The organism is Corynebacterium pseudokroppenstedtii, from assembly GCF_019754945.1.
Classification (GTDB): domain Bacteria; phylum Actinomycetota; class Actinomycetes; order Mycobacteriales; family Mycobacteriaceae; genus Corynebacterium; species Corynebacterium pseudokroppenstedtii.
On record NZ_JAEUWU010000004.1, the window covers coordinates 224,582 to 239,698 of the forward strand.

The 15,117-nt window shown below is 55.4% G+C and carries 10 protein-coding genes; 1 reads left to right on the forward strand and 9 read right to left on the reverse strand.

Annotated elements, in window-relative coordinates; translation table 11 throughout:
- Window positions 1–22 precede the first annotated feature (22 nt).
- Window positions 23–2,392, reverse strand: coding sequence for a choline BCCT transporter BetT (gene betT, locus JMN36_RS08190; protein WP_204087915.1), 2,370 nt, complete (start codon window positions 2,390–2,392; stop codon window positions 23–25).
- 389 nt (window positions 2,393–2,781) lie between these two features.
- On the opposite strand from betT, the gene betA reads away from it, so the two are divergent.
- Window positions 2,782–4,500, forward strand: coding sequence for a choline dehydrogenase (gene betA / locus JMN36_RS08195; RefSeq protein WP_046202116.1), 1,719 nt, complete (start codon window positions 2,782–2,784; stop codon window positions 4,498–4,500).
- Between the two features lie 110 nt (window positions 4,501–4,610).
- Here betA and glf read toward each other — a convergent pair whose 3' ends face one another.
- The 8 genes from glf to JMN36_RS08235 form a co-directional block, all read right to left on the reverse strand.
- Window positions 4,611–5,810, reverse strand: a complete 1,200-nt coding sequence (glf, locus tag JMN36_RS08200; protein WP_204087914.1) for a UDP-galactopyranose mutase — start codon at window positions 5,808–5,810, stop codon at window positions 4,611–4,613.
- 28 nt (window positions 5,811–5,838) lie between these two features.
- Complete coding sequence (galK, locus tag JMN36_RS08205; protein ID WP_204087913.1) at window positions 5,839–7,203, reverse strand: galactokinase; 1,365 nt, start codon at window positions 7,201–7,203, stop codon at window positions 5,839–5,841.
- Window positions 7,203–8,432 carry a galactose-1-phosphate uridylyltransferase gene (gene galT, locus JMN36_RS08210; RefSeq protein WP_221924208.1) on the reverse strand — a complete coding sequence of 410 codons (1,230 nt, stop codon included), beginning with the start codon at window positions 8,430–8,432 and terminating at the stop codon, window positions 7,203–7,205. The genes galK and galT overlap by 1 nt, the downstream gene beginning before the upstream one ends.
- A gap of 70 nt (window positions 8,433–8,502) precedes the next feature.
- Window positions 8,503–8,805, reverse strand: coding sequence for a hypothetical protein (locus tag JMN36_RS08215; protein WP_204087911.1), 303 nt, complete (start codon window positions 8,803–8,805; stop codon window positions 8,503–8,505).
- A gap of 102 nt (window positions 8,806–8,907) precedes the next feature.
- Window positions 8,908–10,560, reverse strand: coding sequence for a sodium:solute symporter family protein (locus tag JMN36_RS08220; protein WP_221924267.1), 1,653 nt, complete (start codon window positions 10,558–10,560; stop codon window positions 8,908–8,910).
- Window positions 10,561–10,618: 58 nt separating this feature from the next.
- Complete coding sequence (locus JMN36_RS08225) at window positions 10,619–11,650, reverse strand: aldose 1-epimerase family protein (RefSeq protein ID WP_221924209.1); 1,032 nt, start codon at window positions 11,648–11,650, stop codon at window positions 10,619–10,621.
- Between the two features lie 94 nt (window positions 11,651–11,744).
- On the reverse strand, window positions 11,745–12,656 hold the full coding sequence (locus JMN36_RS08230; RefSeq protein WP_236881766.1) for an HAD family hydrolase: 912 nt from the start codon (window positions 12,654–12,656) through the stop codon (window positions 11,745–11,747).
- Between the two features lie 8 nt (window positions 12,657–12,664).
- A complete protein-coding gene (locus JMN36_RS08235) occupies window positions 12,665–14,839 on the reverse strand; it encodes an HAD-IIB family hydrolase (RefSeq protein ID WP_221924210.1) in 2,175 nt (724 codons plus the stop codon).
- Window positions 14,840–15,117: the final 278 nt, after the last annotated feature.

A 15,117-nucleotide genomic window follows, 5' to 3' on the forward strand; every position in this document is an offset into this window, starting at 1 on the left:
TGCACTCACTTTCTCGTGATCGTTATTTTTCGCTCTGTGGAGAGGCTGAGCTCTGTGATGATGCTGAGGACGAGTCGCTGACTGCCGTCGATTCCTCCGTGGAAGCCGACGTATCCGCCTCCTCTTGTTTCTCGCTTCTCACAGAACTGCCTGTTGTAGCGGCACTGTCCGCAGCATAGTCGGAATAATCGTCCACCCATTCGACGACCGGATCGGCGTTATCCGACAAGTCGGACCCACCCGGAAGATCGGATTGAAGGTGAAGGAATTCCATATGCCTCTCATACAAATCTAAAACGTTTTCAATGAGCTGAGATTCCGTATAACCATAAACGTCATAGCCCAGTGAACCGGTAAGCGTGAAGATTTCCAACCGGTAATACAGTTCTTCACTGTCACTATCCAGATGAATGCGGCCGGCAAACGACGGCATCGGGTACTGCGTCGGATAAATCTGATAGCGGAAGTCTTTGTCGCTCCCAAACTTCACGCGGAAGTCAAGCTGAGCCAGTCCCAGGCCCTCCACGATTGATCGCGTGTACTCGACATCCGCGCCGCGTTCCTTGCATGCCTTCGCCACCTTGTCCAAGGCAGGGGCGGCAACGTTATCAATGTACGTCTCCACCTGGGTATATGACGGGAATGACATGGCGCGGTTGAGGCGTTTCCTCCAGTTCATTCCCGCTTCCGCAGGCGCAGCACGGCTAGACATTGCGCCGTGCAAAGCACGCGCACTCGATTTGGATTGCAATAGTTCCAAACGCAATGACTTAAACAAGCTGTACATCACGAGATACATGACGATCGCGAATGGCAATCCCATGATGATCGTTGCGTTTTGCAAAGCGGGAATACCGTCGACGAACAGCATGGATATGGTGAGCACACCGACGGTAGCCGCCCAGAAAATACGGGACCATGCCGGTCCGTCTTGCTGTGAGTCCGTAATTTTCGATGTGAAGTTACTCATGACCAGTGCCGCAGAGTCCGCAGAGGTGATGTAGAGCAACAGACCGATCAGCGACGCTGCCCCCATGACCACCATGCCGGCCGGATACTGACCGAGCAGGAGATAGAACGCGCGCTCTGGTTTATCGACTGCCATGTGGCCAAAGTCGCTATCGCCGTGAATAACTTTGTCCAGAGCGGAATTCCCGAAAAAGGACACCCATAGCAGGACGAATAAAAATGGTACGGACATCGTACCGACAACGAACTGCCGCAAACTGCGCCCGCGCGAAATGCGCGCCAGGAACAGGCCGATGAAGGGGGCCCAGGCCACCCACCATGCCCAGAAGAACAGCGTCCATGAGTTCAGCCATTCTTGAGCACCGGAGAAGGCGTAGGTGTCCATCGTCATGCCCGGGAACTTCGAGACATACTCGCCCACATTCATGACCAAGGCGTCGAAGAGGAAGGCTGTTCGGCCTGTGACCAGGATGTAGAGCATCAGTCCGATCGCGAGGAGCACGTTGATCTCTGAGAGTCGTTTTATTCCTTTATCAACACCGGACACTGCAGAAATCGTGGCGACCGCAACGGCTAGCACGATTAACCCTATTTGCCAGCCTAAGTTTTCGGGAAAGTTAAAAAGGACCTTCAGCCCATAATTGAGCTGAACAACGCCGATACCCAATGACGTGGCAACACCGAAAACCGTGCCTAACATGGCCGCGATATCAACGGCATCGCCGGCGGGCCCGTGGATCCGCTTACCGATCAGCGGGTAGAGCGCGGATCGAATGGAAAGGGGCATGTTCAGGCGGTATGCGAAGTACCCAAACGCCATTCCCATCAAGGCGTAGAGAGCCCACCCAGTGATCCCGTAGTGGAACAGGGTGAAGACAACGGCCTGACGTGCAGCTTCAATACTCTCACCGTCACCTGATGGTGGGTGGTAATACTGGGAAACCGGTTCCGCCACCGAGAAGAACAGCAGGTCAATGCCGATGCCTGCGGCAAAAAGCATCGATGCCCAAGAGAAAAGGCCGAACTGCGGTTTCGCATGGTCCGGCCCGAGTTTGATGAGGCCCGCACGGGTGATGGCAACACCGAGCATGAACAGCACAGCCACCGTGGCGGTGAGGATATAGAACCATCCAGCATTCTTCGATACTGTTCCGACGATGTCCGTCAGCACGGATAGTGCATTATCGGGCGCCAGTATCGCCCACAGCGCAATGCAGATGATGAGAACGCCGGAAATGATAAACACCGGCCAGTTCACATCTGGCGGGTCTACGGTCCTGGTTGGTTGAGACCCGCCGGCTACCTGATTTTTCGTCGGGTCTTTTTTCCCTGTGCCATTGTCGGCGCCATTGTCGTCCGCGTCCCCATGGTCAGGGATTGTCGACGTCTTTCTGGCTGAAATAGAACTCTCCAATCGGCCCATGCGTCTCTTCCTTCAGTTTTTCTGGGACCGTATGAGTATAAACAATTTAGATAGAAAATGTAGTCGGTCACATTTCAAAAGAGTTTTCACAATATGTATAGCTACTGTTCAAACGCTTTTCAGGGTATTAAATACACATTTTCAACTTGGTTTTTCCGCCTATTTTTGATATTCTGATTACCCATTATCAATGGGATTCACGGCCAAAATGTGCGCGAAAATAAGCTGCACTATTTCTACCGCGCTATTTTTGCTGCCGCGATTCCCGATGTCCATGTCCATCACGCGCTGCATCGGCGCCCTACGTATGCATTCTAGGCAAGGAGGATCTCTACGTGAGTTCGTTTGCTTCTCGGCTGGAGTCCGCAGCCGCATCGGCTGGCTCAAAGATTGGCAAGCTTTTCCCCAAGTCCGGTTCAACGGTGGAACACCGCGACGTCGTCATCGTGGGCGCTGGTTCCGCCGGTTCTGTGTTGGCTAACCGGCTGTCATCAGACTTTTCGACGTCGGTCATGGTGCTGGAGGCAGGGAGGAATGACTCCCTCTGGGATCTCTACATCCACATGCCGTCCGCATTTTCTTTCCCCATCGGCAATAAGCATTACGACTGGGAATACGAGTCCGTCCCCGAGCCGGAAATGCACGGCCGTCGGATTTACCATGCCCGCGGCAAAGTCGTCGGTGGTTCGTCGTCGATTAATGGGCAAATTTTCCAGCGCGGCAACCCGATGGATTACGAGAAGTGGGGCAAGCGCGATGGGCTGGAGAAGTGGGATTGGAAGTACTGCCTCCCCTACTTCAAGCGGATGGAAACGGCGTTGGGCTCCCCCGATGACGATCCCCGCCGTGGGCACAATGGACCCCTGCGCATGAAGCGCGGCCCGGCAACATCGCCCCTGTTCAAGGCGTTCTTTAAGTCCATCGAGCAGGCGGGCTATAACTACACGCCGGATGTGAACGGGTACCGCCAGGAAGGTTTCGGCCCGTTCGACGCGAATATTGATCGCGGGCGTCGCCTGTCCGCGGCCCGCGCGTACCTTCACCCCGTCCTCGATCGCGAAAACTTGGAGCTCCGCACCCGCGCGAATGTCCGTCGCATTCTTTTCGAGGGCACGAAGGCCGTGGGCGTTGAGTACTACTGGCACGGTCGCACTCACCAGGTCCGCGCCGACAAAGTGATCCTGTGTGGCGGAGCCATCAATTCGCCGCAGCTGCTGCAGGTGTCCGGCGTCGGCAATAAGGATCTGCTGAACAAGGTCGGCGTCAACGTCGTTAAGGATTTGCCGGGTGTCGGCGAGAATTTGCAGGACCACCTTGAGGTGTATGTCCAGTACAACTGCACCAAGCCCGTGTCTGCTCAGCGCTACTTGGATAAGTGGCGGTGGCCGATGCTGGGCTTGCAGTGGTTGACGACGCATAAGGGCCCCGTGGCTACGTCGCATTTCGAAGCTGGTGGGTTCGCGCGGTCCAATGAGAACGAGGACTACCCGAACCTCATGTTCCACTTCCTGCCCCTGGCTATGCGTTATGACGGCACGAAGCCGGAGGGTGACGACGGATTCCAGTTCCACGTTGGCCCGATGTACTCGGATGCGCGCGGATATGTGCGGATTACTGCGCCGACGGTGGATACCAAGCCGGATATTTTGTTCAACTACTTGTCGACGGAGCAGGATCGCCGCGAGTGGGTTGAAGCTATCAAGGTGTCACGCAAACTGCTGGACACCCCGGCGATGAAGGAATACACCGACGGGGAGATTTCTCCCGGCTCTGCGGTGCAGACCGATGAGGAGATCCTCGAGTGGGTTCGGAATGACGCCGAGACCGCGCTGCACCCGTCCTGCACCTGTGCGATGGGCCCAGAGAGCGACCCGATGTCGGTGGTCGATCCCTCTACCATGCAGGTTCACGGCACGGATGGTCTTTATGTTGTCGACGCATCCGTCATGCCGTCGATTCCGAACGGCAATATCTACGCGCCGACGATGATGATCGCGGAAAAGGCGTCGGACATCATTGCCGGGAAGACTCCTCTTGCCGCTGATGAGACGCCGTTCTACCACGTCAAGCGTGGTGATCCGCTCAATCCGCCGGAGCAGGAGAAGTAGACAGCTAGGCTGCGTGAGTAGCTGCATGAACAGCCGGGCCTAGATTTATCGGGCGGCGCACTGGGAATGTACCCAGTCGCCGCCCGATGATTTTTATCCTCGAACTCACCCTACGCTTCGATAGGCTGCCCGTCCTCGAAGAACGGCATCAACTTGTTATCAACCATGGACAGGGCAGATCCGATCGCCATGTGCATGTCCAGGTAACGGTACGTGCCCAGGCGGCCACCGAAGAGAACGTTGTGATCGTGCGCCTCTTTCGCCGCGAGATCACGGTAAGCCAGCAGTTTATCGCGGTCTTCGGGCGTGTTGATGGGATAGTACGGTTCGTCGGTGTTCTCGGCGAAGCGGCTGAATTCCTTCATAATGACCGTTTTATTGCGCGGGTACCGGTCTTTCCGCTCGGGGTGGAAGTGGCGGAATTCATGGATGCGGGTGTATTTCACATAAGCATCGTTGTAGTTCATGACCGGCGTGCCCTGGAAGTCCCCGGTATCGAGGACTTCCGTTTCGAAATCGAGGGTGCGCCATCCCAAGCGTCCCTCGGAGTAGTTGAAGTACCTGTCTAGTGGCCCGGTATAGACGACGGGGGCCTTGGGCGATGCCGCGCGAAGTTCGTCGCGAACCTCAAACCAATCGGTGTTCAGGCGGATCGTGATGTTCTCGTGGTCGGCCATGCGTTCCAGCCAGGCGGTGTATCCGTCGACGGGAAGCCCCTCATAGGTGTCGTTGAAGTATCGGTTGTCGAACGTGTACCGAACGGGAAGTCGCGAAATGTTCCCCGCCGGCAGCTCCTTCGGGTCAGTTTGCCACTGCTTGGCGGTGTAATCACGCACGAACGCTTCGTACAGTGGCCGCCCGATCAGCGAAATCGCCTTCTCTTCCAAGTTCTTTGCCTTGGCCGGATCCAGCCCGTCGGTCTGGTCTTTAATGAGCTGGCGTGCTTCGTCGGGACTGTAGTACCGCCCGAAGAATTGGTTGATCAGCCCGAGCCCCATGGGGAATTGGTACGCCGTGCCCTTGTGCATGGCGAACACTCGGTGCTGGTAGTTGGTGAAGTCAGTGAATTGGTTGACGTAGTTCCACACGCGCTCATTGGAGGTGTGGAAAAGGTGGGCACCATATTTGTGGATTTCAATGCCCGTCTCCGGCTCGGCTTCTGAGTAGGCATTTCCGCCGATATGCTCGCGTTTCTCTACGATGAGCACTTTCTTACCGGCGCTGGCCATGCGTTCTGCGATGGTGAGCCCGAAGAATCCGGATCCGACCACAAAGAGGTCATATTCACTAGTGTTCGAGGTGACAGTCACGGTTAAAGCCTATCTTTCGTTCGCCGGGTTACACCAGCCGCCGAGCACCCGCAGCCGGGGAAATTGCTAAGAATGTGGGGTTCGGTAATTTCTTATCGACGGTGCGCTGGTGAATTTCCTGCGCAACCACGGTGATGCGGTCCGTGGGGACGAGCGCGATAATGCTTCCGCCGAATCCTCCGCCGGTCATGCGGGCGCCGACGGCACCTGCGTCGAGGGCCGCGTCCCGTGCGAAGTTCAGTTCCAGTGTGGATACGTCGTAGAGGTCGCGGAGGGATTCGTGGCTCTCGTTCATGAGCCACCCGAATTCTTGCCAGTTCTTGCTGTTCAGGGCATCTTGGGCGCGCCGGGTTCGGGCGGTTTCCTCGATGACATGTCTGACGCGCATGCGTGCAATATCGGGACTGACCGTGGATTCATCGGTGTCCGCCCAGGAGGTTGCGGCGGCGATGGGGTCATCGATGTCGAGGAGAGTGGGCGCACCGGCATGTGCGGTGACGGCGTCGATAACGCCTCGTCGCGAGGCATATTGTCCATCGGACAGCGAGTGGGGCGCGTTGGTGTCCGCTACCAAGAATGCGAGCCCATCGGATTCGACGTCGCAGGCAACCTGATTGACGACGTTGGTGCGGAAATCAATGGCTAAGGCGTGGCCTGCTGTCGCCAGGAGGGAACTGCGCTGGTCTAGCCCCCCTGTCGACGCGCCGACGACGTCATTTTCTGCACGGATCGCGGCGTCGATGAGGAGTTGATAGGCCGCCTGGTCGAGGGGCTGCTTTGGAGCAGCAAGCTCGCGGGCAGCTAGTGCGGCGGAGCACTCCAAAGCGGCCGAGCTGGAGAGCCCGGAGCCCAGGGGAACGTCAGAAATGATGGCGAGGTCCAGCCCATTGTTCTGCTGATCGGATGGAGGTATCGCACCATTCTGATGGCCGGCCCATATAGTTCCCGCAACGTAACCGGACCAATCGGCGGGATGACCCGGGCCGATATCCGCGAGTTCCACGGAGGTGCGGAGCGCCTCGGGGTGGGTGACATCATCTGTCCCTATCGCGGTATCTCCGGATTCCGTTGCGGCGCCCGGCGGAAGAGAAACAATCGAGATGGTGTCGTCGGTACGACGGCGCGCCGCCACGGCGGTGACATGCGGCAATGCGAACGGAATGGACACTCCGCCCGCGTAATCGACGTGGTCACCGATGAGGTTCACACGACCAGGAGCAGCCCACACGCCATCGGGCTTGTCACCAAACGTCTCGGTAAACAACGCGGTGGCATCGGCAATAAGCTGTTGATCGCTGCGGGCCTCGGCCCACCTGATTGCCTCGGGATCGTGTGGTGCGTGTGAGGGGTTTGCCTGCGGTTGGTCTTTTGGCTCCTCGTGTGAATTTGTCATTATTTGTCGTCCCAAATTTCTCTAAATCGTTGAGCAATGCGTTCGGGGGTGGTGTCGTTAATCCAGAATCCCATTCCGGATTCGGAGCCTGCCAAATATTTCAGCCTATGTGGTGAGCGCATGAGCGAGAACAATTGAAGGTGGAGCCGAACATAATCACGATCTTCCGGCACGGTGGGCGCTTGATTCCAGGACGCGATATATGGTGTTCGCTCAACTCCATCGAAAAACTTATCGACGGCGGTGTAGAGCTTCTTCAACAGCGGAGCGAGGTCTGCACGCTCTTCCTGGGATAATGCGTCGAAATCCGGCACCGAACGCCGTGGCATCACCATGACCTCTAATGGCCATTTCGCGGCAGCAGGAACGAAAACGACGAAATGATCGGTGCAATCGATAATCCGGGTTCCCTCTTCGATCTCGGCGGAGAGAAGATCAGCAAACAGATCACTACCGTTTTCTTCCCGATATTTCTTGGACGACTGAACGATGTTTCGAATACGTGGTGGAATTTCCGGGTAGGAATAAATCTGCCCGTGGGGGTGCTGTAGCGTCACCCCAATTTCTTCACCGCGGTTTTCAAACGGATAGACGTGCCGAACTTCTGGAATTGCGGATAACGCTTTCGTTCGGTGTGCCCATGCTTCGATAACCGTTCGGATTCTGCTAACAGGTAAGTCCTTAAAAGAACCCGAAATATCCGGCGTAAAGCAAATGACTTCGCATCGTGCTATGGCAGGCCGGTGGGGAACCATGCCGTTATCCAAGAGCGCGTCATCGTCGGCACTGTGCTGGCCTGTTCCCCGCTTATCTGTTCCCCCGCCATTCCCCTCAGTACTAGACGTCCGGGACATGTGCATGCTGAACGAGGGGAACCGATTTTCAAAGACAACGACGTCATAATCCGGCGACGGAATCTCTGTGGGCAGGTGATCCGGAATGGTGGGCGCCAATGGATCTTCATTAGCGGGCGGCATGAATGTTCTATTCATGCGGTGGCTCGCGTAGGCGACCCACTTCCCTGAGAGCGGATCACGCCGAATCTCCGAATCGGTTTTCGCGTGCGGTAATTCGCGTGAATCTGTCAGGGTGCGTGTCACAGCCCCATTGAGAACCTTAGGGTCGTCGTCGAAATAGATCAGTTCCCTTCCGTCAGCCAGCGTCATCGACGTTACTGAATACGGATGATCCGAATTCTTATTCAATCTTTCACCACTTACGGAATTCATTTGCTGTTCTGTGTCCATCACATGGTCCGAATCAGCTCGTACAGGTCACTGTTTAACCGGCGTTTTACCGTTACCCGAGACCAGGTTCATCGTCGTGAACGATCTTTGATTCGTCGACAATGATGGGTTTGAGTTTTGCCCACGCCACGAAAACACCGGCAACGACGAGTAACCCAATTCCGACCCATAAATTGTCTGTTGCAGATTTTGATGCTCCGGTATCCGGGTTCGTGCCTGGATCGAGTGCAAAACTACAGATCACAAGAACAAGGCCGTATATCCCCAACAAAATCGCGATCACAGTCCGGATATCAAAGGCTCCAGCCTTGTGTTTCTCCGGTGCGCTCGCGGGAGTTGATGTGTGCTCAGTCATCGTATTCAGCGCCTTTCTTATTATTCGTCCAGCTATAACTAGTTATTTGGCTTATCGTTCGGTACGACATCGTTTTCATTATTCGCATATCGCTTTCCTCGATTATGCGAATGCGATGTTGAGCGCGATGACCAAAACCAAGCACACTATCCCCAATGGGACGGTCCGGTGATACCACGGTTGTTCTGCTTCTGTGGTGTCCACCAATTGGGCTTTCGGAGTGACAGAACGGACAAAGCCCACTAGTTCTTCATCCGGTTTCGGCTTCGTCACCATCGTCACAAGGATTGAGACGACGACATCCGTCGCGAATGCAATCGACGCGGCAACGAATGCGACTCCCTGTCCAGGCAGGCTAACCACGGGAGCGGACCCCAATGACAAACCCCAGAAGACGACGGCGGCAAGCGTACCGGTCACTAGCCCTACCCAACCAGCAGTGGGTGTCATTCGTTTCCAGAACATGCCCAAAATAAAGGTGGCAAACAGCGGAGCGTTAAAGAAACCAAACAGCGTTTGGAGGTAATCCATGACATTGCCGAAGTTCATTGCTACCAGTGCAGTCCCGACGGCGATCACCGCAGCAAGAATCGTCGCAATCCGGCCAAACTTCAGGTAGTACTCGTCATCACGGTCTTTAACCACGTATGTCTGCCAGATGTCGTAGCTCATGACGGTATTAAATGCGGAAATATTTGCCGCCATACCAGCCATAAACGCAGCCAAAAGACCAGCAATCGCAACACCTAAGAGACCATTGGGCAATAAATCACGCATCAAATAAAGGATGGCGTCATTGGGTTCTGCTGTCTCATCTTTAATCGGCGTGACAAGAACAGAGGCGACCATACCAGGAATAACAACGACGAAGGGGATCAGCATCTTCGGAAATGCGCCGATAATCGGTGTTTTCCGCGCAGAGCTCAACGATTCCGACGCCATGGCGCGCTGAACTTCAACGAAGTTTGTTGTCCAATAACCAAAGGACAGAACGAAACCAAGACCAAACGCAATACCAATTGCAGACACGATTGGGTTATCAAACCCCGAAATATCCTGCCCAGGCCACGTATGGAAATGCGATTCAGCGTTCAGGGAACCTTTCAATCCTCCCCAGCCGCCAACACGATGGAGACCAATCAATGTCAGAGGAAGAAGCGCTGCAACGATGACGAAGAATTGGAGAACCTCGTTATAAATTGCGGCGGAGAGACCGCCCAAGGTGATATACGACAGGACGATAACCGCCGCGACCAACAAGGTAACCCACAGTGGCCATCCCAAGAGCGAATTGACGACCTTCGCCAAAAGCAGCAGGTTAACACCAGCGATGAGGAGCTGTGCCAAGGCAAACGATATGGCGTTGACCAGGTGTGCCGTCGGACCGAACCGTTTAAGCATGAATTCGGGGACCGAGCGAACCTTGGAGCCATAATAAAAAGGCATCATAACGATGCCTAAGAAAACCATGGCAGGAACAGCGCCAATCCAGAAATACTGCATTGTTTGCATTCCGTACTGGACGCCGTTGGCAGAGTGGCCAATGATTTCAACCGCACCCAAGTTGGCGGAAATAAAAGCCAAACCTGTCACCCAGGACGGCAGCCCTCGGCCAGAGAGGAAGAAATCAATTGAGCTCGATACCCTCGCCCGGGCTGCCCACCCGATTCCCAAAACAAAAACAAAGTAGAGCGCTACCAGCGAGTAATCCACCCAACTGGCATCAAGGCGGAGCACAGATTCCGCCACGACCATAGTCTCCATGCGCGTGTCCTATTCTTTCTGAATTATCGATATGTATTTTTCACGCCTGTTATCTGGTTAATGGCTCCGCGTACCCGATACGCCACTTCACGACGAGTGACTCGCCCGGCGCGATCTCCGCCACGTCCGTCCCGCTGTTGAATCCATCGGGAGGCACTGTCATGGGTTCGACGGCTAACGCGCGGCCTCGTCGGGGATAGGGATAGCCCCACGATGGATCGGCGGTGAACACCTGGAACCACTTGATCTGCGGAGAGACCCACATGTCCACCCCGTGGCCGTCGCCATTGACTAGCCTCGCCGCGCGGATGTCAGGAGCGACATCCCGTGCTGAAAGATCAACGCTCGCCTTCTCTGGGGATACGTTCGACGTCGGCTCCCGGCTTGAGACCGCCTCGCGGCCGAAACAGTCGTCGAGGAGTTGATCGCGAAGCTCAATCCGACGGACCGAGGCCCCTCCGGTGACGTCGATAACGTCACCCGAGGGCAGTTTCCTGTCGAGATCCAGGGGGAGCTGACTGCGGATGAACATGTCGAGCGTGCACTCATCAATGGGGGCTCCGAGAGCACTGAGATAGCTATGGAACCCATATGTCACCGGCGCAGCACCAGTCCCGGGAGTGTCAGCGGGATGTGTGATCTCGCAGGTACACGTCAGGCCTTGATCGGAGAGTTCATAAGTCGACGCCACCTGAAGCGTCCACGGCCACCCTTGCTGAGGCTCGATGGTGGTTCCCAACGTGACCCCGGCGGGATCATCAGATTGTGAAACAACGTCCCATACAACGTCGCTCACGAAACCATGAATGGCGTTGTTCCGGTCCGGCTCCGTGATCGACAGTTGGTACGGCTGACCGTGAAAGTGAAAACGTCCGTCCCGAATTCGGTTGGGCCAGGGAGCTAGCACGACGTTCGCAGACAAGGGTGGATACTCACCGTCGCGATACCCCTCCATTAGGGGCAGCCCACGGTATGTGAAAGAACGTACCCCTCCCCCATACGTAGCGATTTCCGCAGCGTAGGGTCCGTGTGAGAGATGCACCACAGGATGGTTATTGACCTGCGACTCTTCGTCGCTCATGGCAGCTCCTTAGGGCTCATGTTGGATGCCCGATGTCTGACGTTAGCAAACCGTGAACCGGGCGGAAATACCCGATTCGGTTGTGAAGCGTCTTCTAGAACCATGCGTCAATAACGCGCGCCACGCCATCCTCATCGTTACTGGTAGTTACCGCTTTTGCCACCCCGAGGAGCATCGGATGTGCGTTACCCATCGCTACCCCCATTCGCGCCCACTGCAGCATCTCTGTGTCATTCGGCATGTCACCAAAAGCAACAGTTTCGCCCGCGTCGACACCGAGAAGATCGGCAACCTCGGCCAACCCACCAGCTTTATTCACACCAGGCGCTGCGATTTCCAGCAGCCCGCCCGAAAATGAATACGTGACATGCCCCTTATCGATGGGAATCATCGGCGCGACAAGCTGGTAGAGCTCTTCGCTGGTGACCTCAGGTGAGCGAAGCAGTAGTTTAACGGCCGGTTCAGCCACGAGCTCCTCGACGCTCACCAGGGAAAATCCCTGACTCTCCCATACGTGGTCAAAGTTAGGCTCAATGAGGAACTGATCCTTTTCGGAATACAGATCAGTTCCGACTCGCTCCACCCCGAACCCGACGTGAATCTCCCGTGGATCCGACGCGACGCCGTCCATCACCCGTCGCACCATATCAGCGACGTGCTCCAGGGGAATCTCATGGGCAGTGAGAACCTCTTCCCGCGCGGAATCGAAAATCACGGATCCATTCGTGCACACACAGAGGGGACGGACGGGCAGCTGCCTAATGACAGGGAGCGTCCACCGTGCAGGCCGTCCTGTGGCCAAGACAAGCGACGTCCCAGCTCGAACCATTCGATGAATTGCCGACGTCAACCGCGGGGTGACGCGTTCGGCGCTCGTGACAAACGTTCCGTCGATGTCAGAGGCGACGAGCAGGGGCGCAGGCGCACGTCCGGCGAGGTCAACGGCGTCGAGAAGCCCCGCAAGGGAGTCGCCCATCTGCTCCGGTCCACTGGCGTCGATATCCACGATGGGGTTTATTTCTCTGCAGTGAGGCTCGATGAATCTGCTTCGTCTGCAGTATCCTCATCCTGGTCCTCGAAACGTTTCACAACATATTTGAGAACCTCGGTGACTCCGTCGTCTTCCACTGAGGAAGTCACCCACGAAGCGTCGCGAATAAGATCCCGATCGGCGTTCCCCATGGTGATACCCGCCCCGACATAGGAGAGTAATTCGGTGTCATTGGGCATATCGCCGAAGGCAATAACATGGGACGGATCTATTCCCTTATTGTGGAAATACCATTCGGCGCCGGTCGATTTATTCACACCGATGGGACCCAGTTCTATGGATCCATACGGGTTGGAATACGTGAGCGTGCTTCTTTCCCGAACACTATCATCGAGTGCATCAGCGATATCTTCACTCGGCATATCCGCTTTAACAACAACTTTGACAGCAGTGTTATCGACTGTGCGCACGATTATCTCAGCATCGGGAATATCTTCCTCAATTTGATGCGTGAGAATATCCGCTCCGCCTTCGAAAAAGCCTTCTACGTGGAGTACGCGTTGATTCTTCGTGTCATAAACCACGGCACCATTAGCGCAGATGGCAACGGGCGAGATCGGGAGCTGTTCGACAACAGGGTCAACTTCTTCGATCGCCCTACCGGTAGCCAGGAGAACCTCGACACCATGCGCATTGAGCTGGCTGAATACGTCGCGCGTAGCGTCGCTAATTGTATTCTCGTGAAGAATCGTTCCGTCTATATCGGAACAGACAGCAGCCACATCTGACGGTAATTTCGATTTAATACGTGCTGGAATTTTGTCACGAATCTGTTTCGTTTGCCCGATAAGCGACGTTAATGTCTTATCTAATGACATCCATTCAACATCACGCGTCGCATCCGTCATTGAAGCAGTGGCAGCCTGCACTGATTGAAGCAATTCTCGTGAGGAACGGTAGAAAGAATCTCGCGCTTCGACAATCTTCGAGGCTCCCTCGTGATTATTCTTAGAGGTCTCCTCATAGAGGGAATCGAAACTCGTCTGCAGAGACTCGACGATCTTTTCAGCGCCGTCGTCGCGCTTATCTTTTTCCTTCTTTTTCGAGGCCTTCTCAGCTTTCTCCGCCTTCGCCTTCTCAGCTTTCTCCGCCTTTTCTGCCTCTTTCTCGGCGGTCTTCGCTTCCTTTATCTCCTCTTTGCGTTTATTCTTTTCGAGCTTATCCGCGCGTTTACGCAGCTTCGTTTCCTCATCGGCTTGCCACGGCATTTTCTCATTCAAAGCCGCTGCGGACTCAGTCACGGAATCACGCGCGCTTACCGAGGCAGACTTCACCGCGTCGGAGCTCTTCGCCCACGCGTCGGAGCTCATGCTCACACTCTTATTGACGATGTCGCGGGTTGTCGTCGTCACGACATGCGTCAAATTATTCAAATCGTCCCGCAGCTTACGAATGCGGTGCCGCTCCTCCGCGACGGCATTATCCTCACGCTGAGCAACTTCGAACGGTGGTGCAGCTCCGCCGTACCGGGCCGGGATCCAATATTCGTCCCCCTTAATTGGCCCGTTGTCCTGCAGGTACATCTCCCAAAGCCTGTCCAGGTCATTGACCATGACATCGCGGAGACGATCGGTCTGTATCGCCGCGTCGCCATCAGGATGGATAGGTGAAAGAACGTTGATATAGATCGGGGTCCGCGTGCGCCCCAACCGTTTTGGGTGCCCCTTCGTCCAGACACGCTGGGACCCAACGATGGTGACGGGGATCAAAGGTACCCCGGCTTCCTGGGCCATCCTGACAGCGCCTTTGCGAAAGTCTTTGATCTCGAAGCTGCGGGAAATGGTCGATTCTGGGAACACCCCGACCAAACGGCCCGATCGGAGATAATCCACAGCCTGGCGGTATGACTCGCTCCCGTCGATCCGGTCCACGGGAATGTGTTTCATCCCACGCATGATCGGCCCCGCAATGGGGTGATCGAATACTTCGGATTTGGCCATGTAGCGCACATATCGGCGGCAGCTTCGGAAGGGAATTCCCGCGTAGGCAAAGTCAAGGTAACCGGTGTGGTTCATCACCACAACGGCACCTCCTTTGGCCGGTACATTCTCGGTTCCTGTCACTCGAAAACGGAGGCCTTCCAGAGTGAATAGGGTCCGAGCGAGGCCAATAATGCCGAAGTAAAACGGATCTGCCATAGGGCTCATCTTAACGGTGAGCTTATGGACACAGGAATTCACCAGCTTTTTTATGTACACCACACGACGAATGCGTCATCTGTGGGCACTGCAGAGAAGCTTACTTAGCGCCGAAACCCATCGAATGGCCCCGATTCCTACCCCCGTAATGGGTTAATTTTGAGATTAATTTACCGCCCAATTCCGGTCATTAACGGGCATAACTAACGAAAATAATGCGCCAAACGGACATAAATAAACCTTTATCAGCCATAGCTCCAGCACCCAACGAGACCACC

Coding starts and splice junctions, on each gene's coding strand:
- JMN36_RS08235 (WP_221924210.1), bottom strand. CDS start 14,839: ATGGCAGATCCGTTTTACTTCGGCATTATTGGCCTCGCTCGGACCCTA.
- JMN36_RS08225 (WP_221924209.1), bottom strand. CDS start 11,650: ATGAGCGACGAAGAGTCGCAGGTCAATAACCATCCTGTGGTGCATCTC.
- JMN36_RS08215 (WP_204087911.1), bottom strand. CDS start 8,805: ATGACTGAGCACACATCAACTCCCGCGAGCGCACCGGAGAAACACAAG.
- betT (WP_204087915.1), bottom strand. CDS start 2,392: ATGGGCCGATTGGAGAGTTCTATTTCAGCCAGAAAGACGTCGACAATC.
- galT (WP_221924208.1), bottom strand. CDS start 8,432: ATGAATTCCGTAAGTGGTGAAAGATTGAATAAGAATTCGGATCATCCG.
- galK (WP_204087913.1), bottom strand. CDS start 7,203: ATGACAAATTCACACGAGGAGCCAAAAGACCAACCGCAGGCAAACCCC.
- JMN36_RS08220 (WP_221924267.1), bottom strand. CDS start 10,560: ATGGTCGTGGCGGAATCTGTGCTCCGCCTTGATGCCAGTTGGGTGGAT.